The sequence below is a fragment of the Fibrella aestuarina BUZ 2 genome, assembly GCF_000331105.1.
Lineage (GTDB): Bacteria > Bacteroidota > Bacteroidia > Cytophagales > Spirosomataceae > Fibrella > Fibrella aestuarina.
Window position 1 is genome coordinate 6,275,815 of the sequence record NC_020054.1, and the last position, 15,214, is coordinate 6,291,028.

Below are 15,214 nucleotides of genomic sequence, written 5' to 3' on the forward strand. Positions count from 1 at the left end.
CCTGCGTGTAGATGACCTGTTCACTGTGCATGGTATGCGCCCGCACGTCGGTCGTTTTGATCGGTTGGAACGTACCTGCGCCCACGTGCAGCGTCAGTGTATCGTGGGCGATACCGCGTTGGGCCAAGTCATCGAAAACTGCGTCGGTAAAATGCAGGCCTGCTGTCGGTGCTGCTACGGCGCCTTCCTGCCGGGCATAAACGGTCTGGTAGGCGGTACTGTCGGCTTCCGTAGCAGCGCGTTTGAGGTAAGGCGGCAGCGGCATCTGCCCCGCCTGCTGCACGATTTCAGCAAACGAAACAGGAGCGGGTTGCCAGCGGAACCGTATCTCGTTGGTATCAGCATCGGCCCATTCGGCGGTTAACACGGTATCGCCAAGGGGCATCTGCAAGACTTCATCGGCTTTCCAGCGTTTCCGGTTGCCCACCATGCACTGCCACATGGTCTCGCCCAGATCGGCCATCGCGCTGGTAATCGGGCGGTCGGCGGGGGCGGGGTTTAGCAGAAACAGTTCGACGATGCCACCGGTAGCGCGGGTAAAAAGCAGCCGCGCCGGAATCACCTTCGTATTATTGAAGACCAGATAACTGTCGGGCGGGAGCAGATCGGGCAGTTCGCGGAACGTATGGTGCGCGAGTTGGCCCTGTCGGTAGACCAGCAGCTTCGACCCATCGCGCTGCGACAGGGGAAACCGGGCAATGCGCTCGTCGGGCAGGTCGTATTGAAACTGATCGAGTACTAAATCAGGCAGCATCGTCGACCGGGGGTTTCATCATCAGCCGCACGGGTAGCGAAACGATCACGATACCCAGAATAGCGGTACTGAGCGGCAACAACCAGGCGTAATCGGAAGCGCCCACGTTGGTGCGGTTGTTATTGTTCAAGAACGAGAGTACCATCAGGCCCAGCGCCAGGATGGTATTGAACGCCGCAGCCAGGGCATAGAACCAGTCGACGTACACCGCCGCCAATTCCTGCCGGTAGCCCTGCCACTGGGCCGGATTTGGGTTCGGAATTTTGTCGGCGGGTAGTTTAGGAAACAGCTTCGCCACGGCGTTGGTGACCACATAAACCAGAATGAAGAGAGCCACACTGGTATAAAAAACGGTTTCCCGGCTGAAATACTTCACGGCTTGACCTTCTTCGTTGAACCGAAACGCAACGTCGATCGGATACGAGATATAGCTACTTAACAGCAACCCAACAAAACCCAGAATGGACAGAATCCGCCAGGTACGGATAAAAAAAGAACCAGCGCGCATAGCTTTGGTTTAACAAGTGAAAATGGGCTGCAAAGGTACGACTGTTAACTGATTGGAACGCGGATTGAACGGAAGCAGCGGATGCACACGGATTTTTATTTCAACAATGCCTGCACGCCACTTGCTTTTCTTCACCTGTGCAGGCATCTGGTTCATTCGATTAATCGGTGTATATCCCTTGCCTCCGTTTCGTCCGCGTTCACCTTACCACTGATATATGAAAATTTACACTCGAACGGGCGATGCCGGACAGACATCGCTCATTGGTGGCCGGCGGGTGAGCAAGGCCAATTTGCGAATCGACACGTATGGCACGGTCGATGAACTCAATGCCTGGATTGGGCTGCTGCGCGATCAGCCGATTAACGCCAATCGTCGGCTGCTGCTGAAAGAGATTCAGGACCGCCTCTTTACGGTCGGGGCCGAGCTGGCGACTGATCCGGGTAAGACGATCCGCAAGGCGCTGCCCGCTATCGTCGACCATGACATAACACGCCTGGAAAACGAGATGGATACGATGGATGACGACCTGCCCGAGCTACGCCAGTTTGTGCTGCCAGGCGGGCACGCGTCGGTGTCGTACTGCCATTTGGCCCGAACGGTCTGCCGCCGGGCCGAACGCCTCGCCATCGCGCTCAACGACGACGCCGAACAATTCGGCGGCCCGGTTGACCCGCTTGTGCTAACGTACCTGAATCGGCTCTCGGATTACCTGTTTGTGCTCAGCCGCAAAATGGCGAAGGAACTCGACGCCGAGGAAGTTACGTGGGAGCCGAGGGTGTAAGCCACCGTAGACAGTATGCCGTAGCGAATAAATAGGCACCGATAGCCTCTTACCTGCCACGGCATACTGTTCACGGTAATCAGTCTCTGCCCAGCATCATCCGGTCAACGGAGTAGTAGTTGGACTGATGCGCCCAGATCAGGATGAAGAAGATGATCGAATAGATCAATTGCGAGGCCACCACGTCCCATTTCTGCTGAAACGACGTACCCACGGTCAGGGCCATCATGAGAACACCCGCCACAAACGCCGATACGCGGGTGAAGAGGCCAATGGTCAATAGCAAACCCAGGATCAGCTCGATATACGACAGGGCGGTGCCAAACACATACACGGCAAAGCCAGGCAATGGGGTCTGACTAAAATCGGCCACCATTTTGTCACGAAATGCGCCCACGCCTTTGGCAAAACGGGAAATGGCATGGAACGAGAAATTGATGCCAATGGTGAGGCGTAATAAGAGGTAAGCCAAAAACTGATCAGACATTTTCATACGTACATGAGGCAAAAATCAATGAATCGACGCGGTCTGGCTCAGTAGCAGACCTATCCTATGGAAAACGACGAGTCAGGCGATTTATCCGTTTCCGCGAAGAAATTGTTTAGTTTACGGCTAACCCCGTGATACCGAGCGCGTATTTTTCTATTTTTGTTGTCAAAGCAACTAATTATGCGTTTGGCGTTTCGTGCCTGACGTTTCGCGTTACGGCAATACCCAACAGGTTGATGGTGAAGGCCAACGTTAAACGACAGACATCAGATAGCAAACGCATCCCTATACCATGACGACTGACTTGCTCCAGATTGAGATGCAGAAGGTGCCGCAGAGCCGCATCAAGGAAGTTGATTTCAACAACTTGCCCTTTGGCAAGCACTTTTCCGACCACATGTTTGTGGCCGATTATGTCGATGGCGAATGGACCGACCTGCGGATCGTGCCCTTCAGCGATTTTTCGTTCAATCCAGCCCTGTCGTCGTTGCACTATGGTCAGTCGATTTTCGAAGGCCTTAAGGCGTACAAGAACGAGGCGGGCGACGTGCTGACGTTCCGCGCCCGCGACAACTGGGCGCGTATGAACGAGTCGGCTAAGCGGATGTGTATGGCTACCATCCCGGAAGAGGTGTTCATGGGCGGTCTGGAAGCCCTGCTCCGCACCGATGCCGACTGGGTACCCAATCAGGCGGGCAGCTCGCTCTACATTCGTCCTTATATGTTTGCGACCGATGTGTTCCTGGGTGTAGCCCCGTCGAAGACCTACCGGTTCTGCATTTTCACCTGCCCGGTTGGTGTGTATTACGCCAAGCCGCTGAAAGTAAAAGTCGAACTCGACTACATTCGGTCGGCACCGGGCGGCGTGGGTTACGCCAAGTGCGCGGGTAACTACGCCGGTTCGATGTACCCCACCCTGCTGGCCCAACAAGCTGGCTACGATCAGCTGATCTGGACCGACGCGACCGATCACCAGTACATCGAAGAATCAGGCACGATGAACGTCATGTTCATCATCGACGGCAAGCTCGTTACGCCGGCCACGTCGGATTCGATCCTGCGCGGCGTAACCCGCGACAGCATCGTGCAGATTGCCCGGAGCTGGGGCATCACCGTCGAAGAGCGGAAAGTGTCGATCAATGAAGTCATCGAAGGTATTCAGAATGGCTCGGTGACCGAAGCTTTTGGTGCGGGCACGGCCGTTGTGGTGTCGCCTTTCCAGGCTATCGGCTACGAAGGAACTGACTATATGCTTCCCGAACGCGCCCCGGCCGATTCATTTGCCGTTCGCGTGAAAGACTACATGACCGACCTCCGCACGGGCAAAATTGACGATCCGTTCGGCTGGGCAGTAAAGATCTAAGCATTCCATTTTATACGTAGAGACCGTTCTGGCGGTGTGGCAACAGCTTGCCGCATCGCCAGAACGGTCTCTACGTGTTTCTACCCTATCCCTATGCGTTTACTGTTCTTTTTGTGCTTCCTGCTGACGGCAGGCTTCCGGAGCGACAGACCGGCTTACCAGCTTTTTACCCAAACGGGCAAAGCCACATCGTTCGACAAACTGGCGCGCGATGCCGCCAAGGCCGACGTAGTGCTCTTTGGCGAACTGCACAACAACCCGATTTGCCACTGGCTTCAGGTGCAATTGATGCAGGAACTGGTGCAGGCGCGGGGTAAGCAGCTTGTGCTGGGGGCCGAGATGTTTGAAGCCGACAACCAGAAAGCCCTCTCTGGGTACGTTAGTGGGCAGTTATCGGCCAAGGAGTTTGCCCAGCAGGCGCGACTATGGCCCAACTACAACACCGACTACCGGCCCGTTGTCGACTTGGCGCGCGAACAGAAACTGCCCTTCATCGCCACCAACGTACCCAGGCGGTTTGCCTCGCTAGTCGCCAGGCAGGGGCTGCCCGCCCTCGATACGTTATCGGCAGCCGACAAACGGCAAATGGCCTCCCTCCCACTCACCGTCGACCTGACGCTACCCGGCTACAAGGGGATGCTCGACATGATGGGAACCCACGGCGGGCAGGCCTCAGCGGGAACCAGCGCCCAAGCCAATGGCGCCGCCGAAAACTTTGCCCGGGCGCAGGCGCTGAAAGACGCCACGATGGCGCGGTTCATCCTCGAAAACTGGAAACCGGGCCAGACATTTCTGCACCTGAACGGCGATTACCACTCCAAAAACTTTGAGGGGATCGTCTGGTACCTGCGCCAGCAGAAGCCCGATTTAAACATTGTCACGATTTCGTCGGTTGAAGCCGAAGCCATTCTGAAAGCTAAACCCGACTGGAAAGGCCTGGCTACCTACATACTGGCAATTCCCGCCGATATGACGAAGACGTATTAAGTTTGAGGTTATAGCACCGAAGCTCCAGCTTCGGTTGCGCGACGCGGCATAGACAACCGAAGCTGGAGCTTCGGCATTACCTGAACCATGACCATTCAATTTATGGGCGCTGCCCGCACCGTAACGGGCAGTAAGCACCTCATCACAACCAGCAGCGGTTACAAAATCCTGCTCGACTGCGGCCTGTTTCAAGGCATCAACACCGACGAACTGAATCAGGAATTCCATTTCGATCCGGGCGAGGTCGACGCGCTGATTCTATCGCACGCGCACATCGATCACACAGGGCTGGTGCCCCGGCTGGTTCGGCAGGGATTTAAGGGGTCTATCTACGCCACGCCGGCTACCATCGACCTCTGCCAAATCATGTTGCGGGATAGCGCCCGGATTCAGGAAAAAGACCTCGAACGCGTGAACCGCCGCCGTCAGAACCGGGGCGAGGCCGAACTGGAACTGCTCTATGACGAAGATGACGTGCAGCAGGCCCTTGACCAGATGCAGCCGGTCGATTACGGCAAACGGACGTACCTGACACCCGACATCAGCTTTCTGTATACCGATACGGGCCATTTGCTAGGGAGTGCCGCCATCAGCCTGAGCATCAAAGAGCCGGGTGCCGACGGCAAGCCTACCGAGAAGCGCGTTTTCTTCAGTGGCGACATCGGCCGACCCGACGACAAGATTTTGCGCACCTTCGAGACGTTTCCGCAGGCCGACTACATCCTGTGCGAATCGACCTATGGCGACCGGATTCACGAGCCGGAGCCCGACATGAAAGCCCACCTGTTGCGGATTGTGCAGGAAACTTGTGTCGACAACCGGGGCAAGCTGCTGATTCCCGCCTTTGCCGTCGACCGGACGCAGGAATTAATCTACGCCCTCGATCAGCTCTCGAGTGAAGGAAAACTCCCCGTCATTCCCGTTTACATCGACTCGCCCATGTCGGTGAGTGCGACGCGCGTGATGCAGGATCATGAGGAAAACTTCAACCCAGAGATTCTGGCCTACATCAAGAAGGACGGCGACGCCTTCGATTTCCCGAACCTGCACTACATCTCCGACGTAGAAGACTCGAAGGCGATCAACAACCGGCCGGGGCCGTGCATCATCATCGCGCCCTCGGGCATGGCCGAGGCGGGGCGGATCAAGCACCACATCAAAAACAACATCGAAGACCCGAGCACGACTATCCTGTTTGTGGGCTATGCGTCGCCCAATAGCCTCGGCGGCGTGTTGAAGCGTGGCGACCGGGAGGTGACCATTTTCGGGGAGAAATTCGAGGTACGTGCCCACATCGAGGTGATGGATTCGCTCTCGGCCCACGGCGACGCCAACGAAATGCTGCAATTTTTAAGCTGCCAGAACCCTGCCGCCGTAAAAACGCTCTTTCTAGTGCATGGTGACTACGAGAAGCAACTCATCTGGAAAGGTAAACTGACCGCCGCTGGTTTTCAGCACATTGTCATTCCCGACCTGTACGAGCGGGTAGAGCTGTAGCCGCTACCTAGACCTATAAGGTTTCAAAAAACCTTATAGGTCTACCAGCCCAGCAACATTTTTTTCAAAAAACCCTTGCAAAAGGCCATTTGAGCCTATTACCTTTGCAGTCCCAACACGAGGGAAAGTATCTGCCGAAGTGGTGAAATTGGTAGACACGCACGTTTCAGGGGCGTGTGTCTTTACGGACATGCGAGTTCGAGTCTCGCCTTCGGCACCAAGCCTGCTAGATTACTAGCAGGCTTTTTTATTGTCTGGCCATGCGTTTTCACCGCTCAGTATAGAATCGGAAATAAATAGCGGTAAAGCAACGTATTCTCGTTTGTAGACAAACTAACACCATGCTTTTGCCATGACGTTTGCCTCCTTACTAGCCGTCTGCACTGGCTTGATCAGCCTGCTACAACCGAACGAGTCGACGATATCAAAACAGGACTCAGGTCGCTTAAAGTCGCCTCCCCAATACGCTTTAACGGCTAATCAGCATCAGCGAAAACGTGTCTTTTCGTTGGTGGTACGTCCAGGCAAGACACAATCAGGTACAGCCATTAATCTGCCCGTTGGTATTGATGAGCGGACCGTAATGGTTCGTTCAGGAGGAAAGCGGCTTACATCAGATGAGGGATACTTAGTCGTTCCGAGCGCAAACCGGATTCGGATACTGGACGACCGCGCCTTACAATCAGGCCAACCACTGATTATTTCTTACGAACTGCTGACACCTCTTCATAAGCCTAGTTCGCTTTAGCTAACCCTCCTTTCGATTTCTGCACTCGGCCAATACGAGACCATTATTGGCCTCCCGAACGCTGGCTGAACCAGACTGTGTGGCACCTAACGTACCCAGACAGTTACTACGCCTCTAAATGCCTCAGGGCCGTAACGCGCTATGCTAGCAAAATACGGCCCTGAGGCATTTAGAGGTAACCAAGAAGTAGCAAGATCAAGCTATGCGGCGGACAAAAGCGCCACCCAATCGATTACGGATTGGGCTTCTGCGCCGTCAGGAGCATGTCGCGGGTTACTTCTTTGTCAATGTCGATGTAGCCGGGATACTTCACCTGTTTGTTGCCCAGCATCAGTGTCGGCTTGATTTTCAGCGTAACGCGTGAGGCTGACACCTGATTGCTGCCCGCTAAATTTCGAACCAGATCGACGAAGGCGTTTCGGGTCGAGGCATTCGTTACCAGCTCATAGGCATTGGCGTTTACGGGAATAGGCACAATCACTTTTCCACCGCCCGGTGGCACTTCAACACGCTGCTGAACGGTACCTGTGGCCAACTCGTTGCCAGCCAGCAACAGCCGATACTCAAACTGATTGATCGCGGCGATGTCGTTCGTCGGGTTGACGATCTCCAGGTTGATATTGGCCCTGAACGGAACGTTCCGGCTTAACAACCCGGCCGCGACTCGGGGGTACTTGAGGGGATTGATATCGTCCAGTTGCCGGATGTCCTTGAACTCCCGAACGTCGTACCCCGCGATGGTGATGCTATCGGCGGACCGAACGGCATACTGGCTTTTACCCAACATTTTGGCCTGCTGTACCTGCCGGTTAATACCACATTGGGCAAATAACAGGGGCGTAGCCAGCAGGGCTAGTTTGAATGACAGTCTCATAGATGTACTGATTTACAGGGGTGGTTAGCGTAGTCGATACGTAAGCAGCACATTGAGCGTAGGCAGAAAACCGTGCTGACGAAGTTTGGTATCGATCTCATTATTCAGGTTGCCGTACAGCCGTTGGGTAACGCCCAGCCCATCGACCAGCGCCCGGTTCGACGAGAAGGTATTTTGGGTGGCGACAATCTTGCTCAGACTCAGCTCGGTAGCCAGGCCAAACGGCGAGTCGCCAAACTGAAACGAGCGCCCCACACGAAGACCGGCCAGCCAGAGGCTTGATTGCAGGTTGAAGACAAACGAGGGTGAGTCGAGCAGGCCGAATCCGGAAAAATCCTGCTTGAAATACACGCTAAGACCGTCAGCGGGTGTGATCGGCCCTGCCGAGAAGTAGGTGTACTGCCCAAACAAGCCGCCGTACCAGGGCGAGTTGGCGTGTATATTGACCCCGAGGCTAGCCGAACTACCGCGCCGGAACGAGCGATCGATTACCCGGCTCAGGGTCGGGTCCAGGCCAAACCCTTCCATCAACGCCAGCGTGTATCGGTCGAAGGGCGCCGCGATAAGCCCACCCTGCGCCTGCACCGAGATGCGTTGGCTGACCTGATACCGGTACCCAACGGTGTAGTTTAACGGAACCTGCAAGCCTGCAAACAAGGTATGGCTAGCGGGTAGCGGCGGCCTGACGGCCTGAACGCTGGTCGAATCCTGTCCGTAGGTTGCCGAAGAGACACCGACAAGCAGACCAAGCATCGCTATATAATGACGGGCTGTTTTCATCACGTACCAAAGAAAAGGGCCTAAAAAGAGCCGGACAGGCACCCAAATTGAGCGACAATCTGGCTCTCGTTGCTGGCTATTAACGGGTCACCCCAATGGTACGATCCATTGAATTGGCGCTGTCTTTCGACTCGGTACCCATCTTGGCACCATACCCGGCAGCAACAACCCCGATCAAAAGCCCGAAGAAGCCAAAAATGGCGGCCTTCGAGGCGGCCGAGGCGGCGGCATCCGCTGCCTGCCGTGCTTTTTCAGCGGCTTCCTGCTTTGTTTGTTCAAACTTGGCCGCAGCCTGTTTGTACGTGCTGATCCAGTTGTCGACGATCTGCTCCGACTCCGCCCGGCTTTTTCCGGTCCGCTTCATCACCACGTTTACTGCATCGTCCCGATCGACGCTGTTGACTGTATTCTGTCCTTGTTTGAAGAGTCGGCTAAACAATCCACCCGCGATATCATCGGCTGCCTGCGGGTTGGCCGCTGCCCGGTCTGCCGCTGTTTTGGCCTGCTGCCCGGCCTGTTCGGCTTTGCGCTCCAGCGTATTCGGATTCAGATTGGCGTCGCCCGTTTGCCGCAGGAGCCGGTTGGCTTCCTCTTTCAGGTCGGTCAGGTCAATGTTTTGCAAATCGATGCCGTTCTGCTTCAACTGACCTTCCACGACGTTGCCGATACCGGGCGCCGCTACTGCAACGGCCGAACCAGCGGTGCGCACCAGGCTACCCACCAGTCGGCTTGCGCCGCCAATCAGGCTGCCAACGGTTGTTGTCAGGAAGTAAATGGTCAGCAACGTGGCCAGAGACCAGGTCAATACGCCATGAATGAGCCCGTCGAACAGGCGGGGTGCACTCGCCAGGCGGCCGGCAATCCAACCACCAATAAACAGCGACAGCAGGCTGCTGATGATATACCAGACGGCGCTACCTGTGCCTAGTCCCGCAGTTGGGTTCGCTTCTGTTGCCGGGTCGACCGTGCTCAGCCCTATGCCAAGGCCCAATAAGGTTAACAGCATCTGGCTGACGATAGCCACCAGTACGCCGGCAAAAACCGCACTCCACGAGATGCGTTTCATAAAATTAGTGCGGCCGTAGACCGACTCAGTTGAGTAAGAAAGTTCGCGTTCCATAACGTTAGGTCTGAATGAAAATGAGTTTCGCCAAGCGATCGTCACCGATCTTTACTGGTGATCCTCGGTAGTAAAGACGAATCCCCAATTCGGTAAGAATCAGGGATTCTTTCATGGTTGTTGAGTAAATCAGAAAAGCCAGCAGGCTATAACTGCTTAGAAAAATCGGGTCTTATCTTTGAGTTTGTCGAACCCGTCTTTGGCATCATCAGCCAGTTGGTCGGCTTCATCGCCGGTTTTATCGGCGACAGTGCTTACTTCGTCTTTCAAGGTATTGACCGCGTCCTTTGCTTGCGACTTAGCCTTGTTCCATTGCTTCTGTACGGCATCCGTCTGATCATCAATGGATTCTGAAAGTTGGTCGCGGAGATCCTTACCCGACCGGGGCGCAAACAGCAAGCCTATGGCTAGCCCGCCGATCAACCCTGTAAGTACCCCAGCCAGATAGGTTTTATCGGTGAGGTAGTCCTGAGGGTACTTTTTTGTGTCAAAAAACATAACGTTGAGTGTATAAAAGTTGAGTACGACAATCGTCAGGTCCACACCCAAAAGATCATGCCATTTAAGTTACCCCTATACTAATTAGTTAGTAATAAGCAATTTACGGCAACTCTTTGTAACGCCTTTTACGGTATTTTGTAGATCATTATACTCAGCTTGGGGTGTGCTTGCCCCGCAAACCGTATTTATACATTAGTATATTTTTACGTAGTTTGCCCTATCCCTCATAGCCATTATATACTATGGTATATGACCAGAATCGTAGTGCCGTAGTCCTGTATCGAGCCTTAACTGGCTGACGTGCAGGCTGGCACAGAGGCAGAGCGCCGCCAGAGTAACTGACCTAAGGTGTAATGGTCATCACAACTAACCAGGGACTCGGTTAACATTGTCCCAAGCAGCGAGGTATACAGCTTTAGGAAGGCCTCAACGTCGCAGGCCATCATCTGGTCTTAGTCTGCATTCGCCCGTTTAGCCAAGCCACGTGATCATGGCCAGGTACGTTCCGGCACCGGCCAAATAGCCTAACAAGGCCAACCAGCTGATCTTGCGCAGGTACCAGCCGAATTCGAGCTTTTCCATGCCCATCACGGCCACGCCCGCCGCCGAGCCGATGAGCAGAATGCTACCGCCCGTACCGGCGCAATAGGCCAGAAATTCCCACAGTTTGTTGTCGGCTGGGTACGTTTGCAGGTCATACATGCCCATCGCCGCGGCCACGATAGGTACGTTGTCGACCACCGCCGACGCCAACCCAATCAGCAGCACAATCAGGTCGATGTTGCCCACGGTTTGGTTGAGCCAGTCGGCCATGGCGCGCAGGCTCCCTACGCTTTCCAGCGCCCCCACCGCCAGCAGAATCCCCAGAAAGAACAGCACACTGGGCGTATCGATGTTTTGCAGGGCGTAGGCGGGCGTCAGCGGTTCGCGCTCGGCCTCGTCTTTGTCTTTGTGAATCAGCTCCGACGCCACCCAGATCGCCCCCAGTACCAGCATCATGCCCATGTAGGGCGGCAGGCCCGTTACGGTTTTGAAGATGGGCACGAACAGCATCCCGCCCAGCCCGATCGACAGCATAAGGCGGCGGTCGCGGCGGGCTACCTTCGTTACGTAGGGCCGACTAACGCCCTCTTCGTCGGTCGACGGCACGAAAACGGTGGTGGTAGCGGGGTACCGATACATCAGGATCAGCAGCGGCACCAGCATCGCCACCAGGCTCGGCAGCAGCAACGTCCGGATCACATTGAGCGTGGTGATGTGCCCGCCAATCCAGAGCATGGTGGTAGTCACGTCGCCGATGGGTGACCAGGCACCACCCGCGTTGGACGCCACAATGACCATCCCGGCCATGATGCGCCGCTGATCGGGGTCGCGTACCAGTTTGCGCAGCACCGATATCATCACGATAGAGGTTGTCAGGTTATCGAGCAGGGCCGACAGGAAAAAACTGAGCAGGCTCACAATCGCGAGCAGGGTGCGGGTGCTGCGGCTGGCGATACGGTCGGTAATGAGGGTGAAGCCGTCGTGCGCGTCGATCAGCTCGACGATGGTCATGGCCCCCAGCAGAAAAAACAGGATTTCGGCAATGCTGACCAGGTGGTGGCCCAACTGCTCGCTCACGCCATGCCCAACTTGATGCCCGCTCAGCGCGTAGATTGTCCAGCACAGCACGCCCGTGATGAGGGCCGTTGCCGTTTTATTCAGGTGAATGACATCTTCGAGCGTAATCAGCAGATAACCAAGTAGAAAAGCGATCAGTAGCACAGGCAAGTGGCGTAATAGGCGTTGAGAACAGACAGTCGAGCTGGTAAGGCACAGCCGGGTGGAATGTTTGGCCTGTAGTTCCGTGTTTACGGGCTGAGACTTCGTTCATCACCCTTACTTCTTAATCCGCAATTGATTCTCGTTGTTCCCTGGCTGTGGGTAAATGGCATGACCATCTGGCCATTTGTGCTGATCCGGCGCCCCAATCCGTCGGCCCAATTGCTCAATCATGAGCGCATTCACCTCCGTCAGCAGCTCGAACTGGGCATTCTGCCCTTTTACCTCTGGTACTTTGCCGAGTATGGCTACTGGCGTCTGCGGGGCAAGGGGCATTACGCAGCCTACCGCGCCATTCGCTTTGAACGTGAGGCATTTGCCAACGACGCCAACCTAACCTATCTCAACAAAAGGCCCCTCTGGGCGTTTGTAAGACATAGGAATGATGAGGCATAACTGATGACTTAGCCTGCTCGGGCACCCTGTTGCCGCGCCAGCTAGTGCATCAGTCATACCTTATCCATTCTAGCTCGTTTTTTCCTACTCAACGTTTTGAAACGATCCGTCAAGATTTTTATCGCCCTGATCGTACTGATCGTGGTGGCTCGGCTCTTACTGCCGTATTTCGTGCTTAGGTACGTAAACAAAACCCTGGCCGACCTGGGCGACTATACCGGGCACGTCGAAGACATCGACATTGCGCTGCTACGGGGCGCTTATCAGATCAACAACCTGGTGATTCGGAAGGTCAACGGCAAGGTGAAAGAGCCGTTCGTGTCCATTCCCAAAAGCGACCTGTCGGTCGAATGGCGGGCGCTGTTCAAAGGGCGGCTTGTGGGTGAGGTCGAATGCTATAAGCCCGAACTCAATTTTGCCTTCAGTGAAAACGAAGCCACCAGCCAAACCGGCGAAGGGGCCGACTGGACGAAGGTGGTGAAAGACCTGCTGCCCATTCAGATCAACCGCTTTGCCCTGTTTGATGGTCGTATCGACCTGAAAAACCTCGTGACCAACCCCGGCTCCGACCTGTCATTGCAGAAGGTAAACGGCGAGCTGAAAAATATTCGGAACGTTGACGAGAAACCCGGCAGCCTGCCCTCGCCGGTCTGGCTCACGGGCGACGTACCTGGCTACGGAGGCACCATGCGGTTCAGCGCCAATACGTACCTGCTGAAAGACATCCCTGATTTCAATTATGACCTTCAGTTCAATGACTTGCAGCTTGTGAAGCTCAACGAACTGGCCCGCCATTACGCCAATGTCGACTTTGAAGGCGGCACGATGAGCGTCTTCTCGGAGATGGCCATGAACGACCGGAAGCTCAATGGGTATCTGAAGCCGCTCACGAAAGACATGACGATTTTCCGGCTGAAGGAGCCGGGCGAGAAACGCACCATAGGCCGGTTTTTTACCGAACTCCTGGCCGAAGGAGGCTCTGAGGTGCTGGAAAACCAGAAACGCGATCAGGTTGCCACGCGGGTTCCGCTCACGGGCACCATCGACGACATCAAAACGCCGGTATGGCCCACCATTTTTGGGGTTCTGCGCAACGCGTATGTGTCGGCCTTCGAGAAGAAATTCGACAACGACATCACCTTTACCGACGCCTTCAAGTCATTTAAGGAAAGTGTGAAGGAGAAGCGCGCCGAGCGGAAAGCCGAACGCAAACAAAAACGGGCAGCGCGCAAAGCCGAACGGCAACGTAGACGGGCCGAGCGCAAAGCGGCTAACGACAAAAAGTAGCCGCCGCGTTATTGAGCCGTGAGCAAAAAGGTAAGCGTGGTGGTATAGGCACCGCCGGGTCGAAGAATTTCCTGCCCACCGGCCAGTTTATACTCGATGGTTACCGGTACGTTGTAGGCCGGCAGCAGCGTCCAGAACGACGCCAGCGTTTGGTAGGCGGTGTTCAGCGTCACCCCACCCGTAGCGCCCGACAGGTTGGTAACCCGCAACCGCACCTGCGAGACGGGAATGCTGTACATGCCATTGTTGAGGTTACCGGCTGCTTTGACCTGTAGGGAATACACCGACAGGGCCGACAAACTCATCTGAAGGGTATTGTGCGAGAGCGTGACCCCATTGGCATAATCGGCCGTGTTGGACACGTTGATGGTTGGATTCCCGCTTATTCGAAAGCTCAATACCTGCGCATTGGCCGCCAGCGTCATCAGCAGCGCAACCAGCAGCAGTCCCCCCCTTTTCATTGCATATCGGTTTCCAGCTCGGCCACCTGCAACGGTACGTCGGGGCCACTGTCGATAATGGTAATGACCAGATACCGGCCAGCAGGTAATTTGGCGGGCAGGGGGGCCCGTACCCAGATGCGCTCACCGGGCATTGAATTGACCGTGATCGGCTCCAGTTTTACCTCTTCGGCAGTTTTCATGTTGGTCAGTTCCACGCGCATCTGGCTCTCCAGTTGCAGACTCCCCGTGTTATTCACCCGCACCCGCACCAGCCGATCCGCATTCGTTTTGGCAAACGCCACCGTGTCGATGGCGATCATTTTCTGGGTTACGTTGCGCGGTGTATGATACAGGTGCACGCCCAGCTGCACTTTGAAAATAAAGCCTGATTTCACGCCTTGGGCCTCGGCAATCTCGCGCTCGTTGATCTGCGACAGCATCAGCATGCCGTTGTGCAATTGCGCGGGCAGGGGCTTATCGGGATTGAGCGACACCAGCATGGTCTGTTCGCCACCGGGCAGCAGTTCCACGGTTTCGGGCTGCACATTGAGGTAAGGGCAGCAGGAGTTGGGCAATTTGCCCGCGGCAAAAAATTGCTTTTCGCCCAGCGAATCACGCCGCCAGTCGGCGCAGCTCGCCCGAATCACCATCCGAACCTTGGTCGGGTTCGTCAGCTTGATGCGCATGGGCGTCAGCTTCCCGTTCTGCTCGTCGAAAAAGAGTTTGGGCGGTTCAACCTGGAAGCCCGACTGAGCCCTTAGCTGACCGGCCAGCAGGCAAAGCAGCAGGCAAAAAAAAGAGGCGTACTTCATGGGGCAGCGTCGATGTTTATCAATTAGTTGATGATCATCTGTCAAAGAG

The 15,214-nt window shown here is 55.4% G+C and carries 16 protein-coding genes and 1 tRNA gene (1 of these 17 cut by a window edge); 7 read left to right on the forward strand and 10 right to left on the reverse strand.

Annotation, left to right across the window (positions count from 1 at the left end; translation table 11 throughout):
- Together FAES_RS25995 and FAES_RS26000 are read right to left on the reverse strand one after the other, a co-directional pair.
- Positions 1-754, reverse strand: partial view of an S-adenosylmethionine:tRNA ribosyltransferase-isomerase gene (locus FAES_RS25995; protein WP_015334179.1) — the 5' portion only. It extends 443 nt beyond the left edge of the window; the window shows 754 of its 1,197 coding nt (coding positions 1-754); its start codon is at positions 752-754; the stop codon falls past the left edge of the window.
- Positions 744-1,262 carry a hypothetical protein gene (locus tag FAES_RS26000; protein WP_015334180.1) on the reverse strand — a complete coding sequence of 173 codons (519 nt, stop codon included), beginning with the start codon at positions 1,260-1,262 and terminating at the stop codon, positions 744-746. The genes FAES_RS25995 and FAES_RS26000 overlap by 11 nt, the downstream gene beginning before the upstream one ends.
- 217 nt (positions 1,263-1,479) lie before the next feature.
- Between FAES_RS26000 and FAES_RS26005 the strand changes: the two genes are divergently transcribed.
- A complete protein-coding gene (locus FAES_RS26005) occupies positions 1,480-2,046 on the forward strand; it encodes a cob(I)yrinic acid a,c-diamide adenosyltransferase (protein ID WP_015334181.1) in 567 nt (188 codons plus the stop codon).
- A 79-nt stretch (positions 2,047-2,125) separates the two neighbouring features.
- Here FAES_RS26005 and FAES_RS26010 read toward each other — a convergent pair whose 3' ends face one another.
- On the reverse strand, positions 2,126-2,539 hold the full coding sequence (locus FAES_RS26010; RefSeq protein WP_015334182.1) for a DoxX family membrane protein: 414 nt from the start codon (positions 2,537-2,539) through the stop codon (positions 2,126-2,128).
- Positions 2,540-2,828: 289 nt separating this feature from the next.
- Here FAES_RS26010 and FAES_RS26015 point away from each other — a divergent pair, with 289 nt between their 5' ends.
- From FAES_RS26015 to FAES_RS26030, 4 genes are all read left to right on the forward strand, one after another.
- Complete coding sequence (locus FAES_RS26015; RefSeq protein ID WP_015334183.1) at positions 2,829-3,899, forward strand: branched-chain amino acid aminotransferase; 1,071 nt, start codon at positions 2,829-2,831, stop codon at positions 3,897-3,899.
- A 93-nt stretch (positions 3,900-3,992) separates the two neighbouring features.
- Positions 3,993-4,886, forward strand: a complete 894-nt coding sequence (locus FAES_RS26020) for a ChaN family lipoprotein (protein ID WP_015334184.1) — start codon at positions 3,993-3,995, stop codon at positions 4,884-4,886.
- 87 nt (positions 4,887-4,973) lie between these two features.
- Positions 4,974-6,383 carry an MBL fold metallo-hydrolase gene (locus FAES_RS26025; protein WP_015334185.1) on the forward strand — a complete coding sequence of 470 codons (1,410 nt, stop codon included), beginning with the start codon at positions 4,974-4,976 and terminating at the stop codon, positions 6,381-6,383.
- Between the two features lie 133 nt (positions 6,384-6,516).
- Positions 6,517-6,603: transfer RNA gene (locus tag FAES_RS26030), tRNA-Leu, on the forward strand.
- A gap of 760 nt (positions 6,604-7,363) precedes the next feature.
- Here FAES_RS26030 and FAES_RS26035 read toward each other — a convergent pair.
- The 5 genes from FAES_RS26035 to nhaD all read right to left on the reverse strand — a co-directional run bounded on the left by FAES_RS26035 (position 7,364) and on the right by nhaD (position 12,176).
- Positions 7,364-8,005, reverse strand: a complete 642-nt coding sequence (locus FAES_RS26035; protein ID WP_015334186.1) for an LEA/WHy family protein — start codon at positions 8,003-8,005, stop codon at positions 7,364-7,366.
- A 24-nt stretch (positions 8,006-8,029) separates the two neighbouring features.
- On the reverse strand, positions 8,030-8,785 hold the full coding sequence (locus FAES_RS26040) for a hypothetical protein (protein WP_015334187.1): 756 nt from the start codon (positions 8,783-8,785) through the stop codon (positions 8,030-8,032).
- Between the two features lie 79 nt (positions 8,786-8,864).
- Positions 8,865-9,905: a YrzE family protein gene (locus FAES_RS26045; RefSeq protein ID WP_015334188.1), complete on the reverse strand. Its 1,041-nt coding sequence runs from the start codon at positions 9,903-9,905 to the stop codon at positions 8,865-8,867.
- A 156-nt stretch (positions 9,906-10,061) separates the two neighbouring features.
- Positions 10,062-10,403 carry a YtxH domain-containing protein gene (locus FAES_RS29345; RefSeq protein ID WP_148289455.1) on the reverse strand — a complete coding sequence of 114 codons (342 nt, stop codon included), beginning with the start codon at positions 10,401-10,403 and terminating at the stop codon, positions 10,062-10,064.
- A 474-nt stretch (positions 10,404-10,877) separates the two neighbouring features.
- Positions 10,878-12,176, reverse strand: coding sequence for a sodium:proton antiporter NhaD (nhaD, locus tag FAES_RS26055; RefSeq protein ID WP_015334190.1), 1,299 nt, complete (start codon positions 12,174-12,176; stop codon positions 10,878-10,880).
- A 126-nt stretch (positions 12,177-12,302) separates the two neighbouring features.
- On the opposite strand from nhaD, the gene FAES_RS26060 reads away from it, so the two are divergent.
- Entirely contained in the window at positions 12,303-12,623 is a 321-nt protein-coding gene (locus tag FAES_RS26060) for a hypothetical protein (RefSeq protein ID WP_310589942.1), read from the forward strand.
- Between the two features lie 96 nt (positions 12,624-12,719).
- Complete coding sequence (locus tag FAES_RS26065) at positions 12,720-13,910, forward strand: AsmA family protein (protein WP_015334192.1); 1,191 nt, start codon at positions 12,720-12,722, stop codon at positions 13,908-13,910.
- Positions 13,911-13,918: 8 nt separating this feature from the next.
- Here FAES_RS26065 and FAES_RS26070 read toward each other — a convergent pair whose 3' ends face one another.
- Positions 13,919-14,371, reverse strand: a complete 453-nt coding sequence (locus FAES_RS26070) for a hypothetical protein (RefSeq protein WP_015334193.1) — start codon at positions 14,369-14,371, stop codon at positions 13,919-13,921.
- Positions 14,368-15,165 carry a hypothetical protein gene (locus FAES_RS26075; protein ID WP_015334194.1) on the reverse strand — a complete coding sequence of 266 codons (798 nt, stop codon included), beginning with the start codon at positions 15,163-15,165 and terminating at the stop codon, positions 14,368-14,370. Before FAES_RS26075 ends, FAES_RS26070 begins: the two co-directional genes overlap by 4 nt.
- Positions 15,166-15,214 lie beyond the last annotated feature (49 nt).